We start from the raw sequence: 3,332 nt of genomic DNA, 5'->3' as shown, positions 1-3,332 counted from the left end.
CGCCGCCGCACGCCGCCGTGGTGAGCAGGGCAGCCACCGCGACAGCAGCGGCCAATGCCTGCTTCCGCCGCCCTGAGGTGCGTTGGGTAGTCACGATGTCGGATCCTCCGGATGTGATGAGAGACCCCGTGTCGATGCCACGGGACGTTTCGGGGTGCGCCACTTCAGCGGGAGCCCTTGGGGTCGAGTGCGTCCCGGACGCCGTCGCCGAAGAGATTGAAGGCAAGCACGGTGATGAAGATCGCTACACCCGGGACGACCATGTACATGGGGTCCGACTCGTAGTAGTCGATCGCGCTGGACAGCATCTGTCCCCAGGAGGCGGTGGGCGGCTTGACGCCCACGCCCAGGAAGCTGAGTGCCGCTTCGGTGAGGATGTTGGTCGGGATCATCATCGTCGTGTAGACGATGATCGGCGCCACGAGGTTGGGGAGCAGTTCCTTGAACAGGATGTAGAACCGTCCGGCGCCCAGCGACCGGGCCGCCTCGACGTACTCGCGCTCGCGCAGGGAGAGGGTCTGGCCGCGCACCACGCGTCCGATGTACGGCCAGCCGAAGAAGCCGATGACCAGGATCATCACGAAGACGCGCACGTTCGAGCCGGTCAGCCCCAGCATGGTGTTCGGCATGACGGAGACCAGCGCGATGGTGAACAGCAGCTGCGGGAAGGCGAGCAGGCCGTCCATGACGCGGCTGACGGTGGCGTCGATCCAGCCGCCGAAGAAGCCGGCCAGGATGCCCAGGACCGTCCCCAGGATCACGGCCACGACGGCGGACAGGAAGCCGACCAGGAGGGAGATCCGGGCGCCGTAGAGGATGCGGGCGAAGATGTCGCGGCCGTTCACCGGCTCGACGCCCAGCAGGTGGTCGCCGCTGATGCCGCCCAGGGAGGCCTTGGGGGTGCCGAACAGCGGGTCGATGAGGTTCTCGTGGTAGGCGTCCGGGTCCTGGCCGAGCAGGTCGGTGATGACCGGCGCGAGGACGGCGAGCAGGATGAGGAGGAACACGACTATGCCGCCGGTGAGGGCGAGCTTGTCCCGCTTGAGACGCTCCCAGGCGATCCGGCCGAGCGAACGGCCCTGGACGGCCACCGCTCCGCTGGTGGCAGCCGCCGCCTCATCGGCCGCGCTCGGGGCCGCTTCCGCTGTCGGCTCGTGCAATGGTGCCGTCATTAGGCAGGGACCCCTCTCAACCGGCTGTAGCCGGCCTGCACTTGCCGCTGGTAGCGGCATCAATCGATCCGTCGTACACAGGGGCGGCGCGCCCCTTGAGAGGGGAGTCTTCAACGGTTGCGCGATCAGCCGCCAGACTCGACGGCGAAAGGATGCGTAACCGTGATGCAAGCTGCGGTTTCACGTTATACGGACGGCGAGTTACGGGGAGCGGACGCAGCAGCCGTTGACGGATCCTCACGACCCGGCTGAAGAGTCGCCTTCACGACCCGTTCACGTCACCCTTTTCGCCCTGTGACGACGGCCACACCGGCGCGTCAGTAGGCGCCGGGCACCGGCGGGTAGCCGTAGCCGGCGGCCGGCGGGGCCTGGGGCTGCGGCTGGAGCAGCGCCGGCGACGCCGGGACGTGTGCCTCGCGGTCGTAGAAGGGGCGCGCGTTGGCCCGCATCCACATCACCACCGGGTCGTGGCCGTCGCTCATCGCGACCGTGGAGACCGGCAGGCCCTCCGGGACGGCACCGATGGACTGCTGCATCATCCCCCGCACCGAGTCCACCGCGGCCGGCGAGGTGTCGTACACGTCCAGGCCGATGGCGAGGTACGGCGCCCCGAGCGCGGGCTGCACCCAGGCGCGGCGCAGCGAGCGCAGCGCGGGGGTGCGGTGCGCGTTCTGCGCCAGCAGGGCGTAGAACTGGGGGATCTCGATGCCGGGTTCGGACAGGCGCAGCGGTCCGGCGGGCTGGCGGTCCAGGCCGGCGGCGATGCGGCGCAGGTCCAGCCAGGGGATGCCGACGCCGCCGCCGGGGGCGTGCGGGTTGAGCCAGAGGCCGTAGTGGTCGGGGTAGAGGGTGCGGGCCACGTCGAGGCCGTCGACCACCTCGTAGGACCGGTTCCAGCCGCTCGCCGACAGCTCCTGGGCCGAGGTGACGCAGGGGGCGTAGTGGAAGCCGTCGACCTCCATGTCCCCGTACTGGGCGTCCGGGGAGCCGGCCTGGCCGTGCCACAGGAGCATCCAGACCTGGCCGGAGGAGGGGGTGGCGAGGGCGCGGAGGAGGGCCTCGTAGGCGTCGTAGCGTCCGGGCGTGACCTGGCGCAGCATGTGCTCGACGCTGCCGCTTGGGCTCGCGCTCACCTGTCTTACCGCCCCTTCGCTTCTCGCCCCGCGTTCGGACACAGCTTAAGCGCCCCGGAGCCCGGGACATCGTGTGCGGGCGCGGGCACGGGCATGTGGTGCGCTCTCGCGCCCCGCGGCGGGGCCGCGCACCGGCTGCGGCCCCGCGTCCCCCGGCCGGCCGTCCCTGTCGCCGGCAGTTCAGTGGCCGTGCTGGTAGAAGGGCCGGACGTGCGTCTTCAGCCAGTCGGCGACCGGGTCGTCGGCGACGTCCAGGAGGACCAGGTTGACCGGCCACCGGACCGGGACCGTGCCGAGGGCGCGGCCGAGGGCGTCCAGGGGCACGGTCCGCAGGTCGCCCTCCCACCGGGACAGCTCCACGCCGACGAACATGACGGGGTCGGCGGTCTCGACGGCGGCCAGGCAGCGGCGGGCGGTGAGCACCACGCCGGTGCCGGCGAACTCGGCGGAGGCGGCGGCGAGGAAGTCGACCGGGTCGTCCTGCCAGTCGGGCTCGAAGAGCCGGACCCGGCCGCCGGTGCCGGGACCGTCCAGCGGGGTGCGGCCGGCCCGGCACAGGTCGGCCACGGCCTCGGGCGGCAGCGGGACGCCGACCACACCGCCCGGGTTGACCGCGATGCCCGCCTGCGGGGGCAGACCGCGGGCGAACTCGACGGCGGGGGCGACGGTGTACGACATGTGGGAGCCGGCGGCCTGGCGCAGCTGTTCCTCGGAGCTGAACACCGGGACGTACGCCTGGCCGTCGAGGTCCATGGTCGGCAGGTCCAGCGGGCCGCTGTCCGGGCCCCCGCCGTTGGGCAGCGGTATCCACAGCAGGCTCCGCCCGAGGACCTCGATGATCCGGCCGCCCGCCGAGGGGACGCCGAGGGAGGCCGACAGCACCTCCTCCAGCTCGTTGCCGGGCCAACCGCCGTGCGGGTGGGGGTGCGCCTGTGCCGGGAAGTCCGTGGGAAAGTCCGCCGGGAAGTCCATCTGCCTACCGCCTGCTGGGAACCACTGCTGTGAGCATGAAGGCTAGCGGGTGGCG

General features: G+C 71.6%; 3 protein-coding genes. All 3 read right to left on the bottom strand.

Annotated features, from left to right (window positions below; translation table 11 throughout):
- Positions 1-164 precede the first annotated feature (164 nt).
- The gene (locus IE312_RS11415; protein ID WP_189980869.1) at positions 165-1,172 is read right to left on the bottom strand and encodes an ABC transporter permease; all 1,008 of its coding nucleotides are present in this window, start codon (positions 1,170-1,172) and stop codon (positions 165-167) included.
- 317 nt (positions 1,173-1,489) lie between these two features.
- Positions 1,490-2,272 (bottom strand): enhanced serine sensitivity protein SseB C-terminal domain-containing protein, encoded by a 783-nt coding sequence (locus IE312_RS11410; RefSeq protein ID WP_189981321.1) that lies wholly within the window; start codon positions 2,270-2,272, stop codon positions 1,490-1,492.
- 213 nt (positions 2,273-2,485) lie between these two features.
- Positions 2,486-3,277 (bottom strand): enhanced serine sensitivity protein SseB, encoded by a 792-nt coding sequence (locus tag IE312_RS11405; RefSeq protein WP_189980868.1) that lies wholly within the window; start codon positions 3,275-3,277, stop codon positions 2,486-2,488.
- Between the last annotated feature and the right edge of the window lie 55 nt (positions 3,278-3,332).

It is taken from the genome of Streptomyces capoamus (genome assembly GCF_014654935.1).
GTDB classification, from domain to species: domain Bacteria; phylum Actinomycetota; class Actinomycetes; order Streptomycetales; family Streptomycetaceae; genus Streptomyces; species Streptomyces capoamus.
Note: the sequence above shows the minus strand (reverse complement) of the source record. Positions and strands in the feature narration are given on the sequence as shown.

Excerpts from the sequence above, each read along its gene's own strand:
- IE312_RS11415 (WP_189980869.1), bottom strand. The coding sequence starts at position 1,172 with ATGACGGCACCATTGCACGAGCCGACAGCGGAAGCGGCCCCGAGCGCG.
- IE312_RS11410 (WP_189981321.1), bottom strand. The coding sequence starts at position 2,272 with ATGCTGCGCCAGGTCACGCCCGGACGCTACGACGCCTACGAGGCCCTC.
- IE312_RS11405 (WP_189980868.1), bottom strand. The coding sequence starts at position 3,277 with ATGGACTTCCCGGCGGACTTTCCCACGGACTTCCCGGCACAGGCGCAC.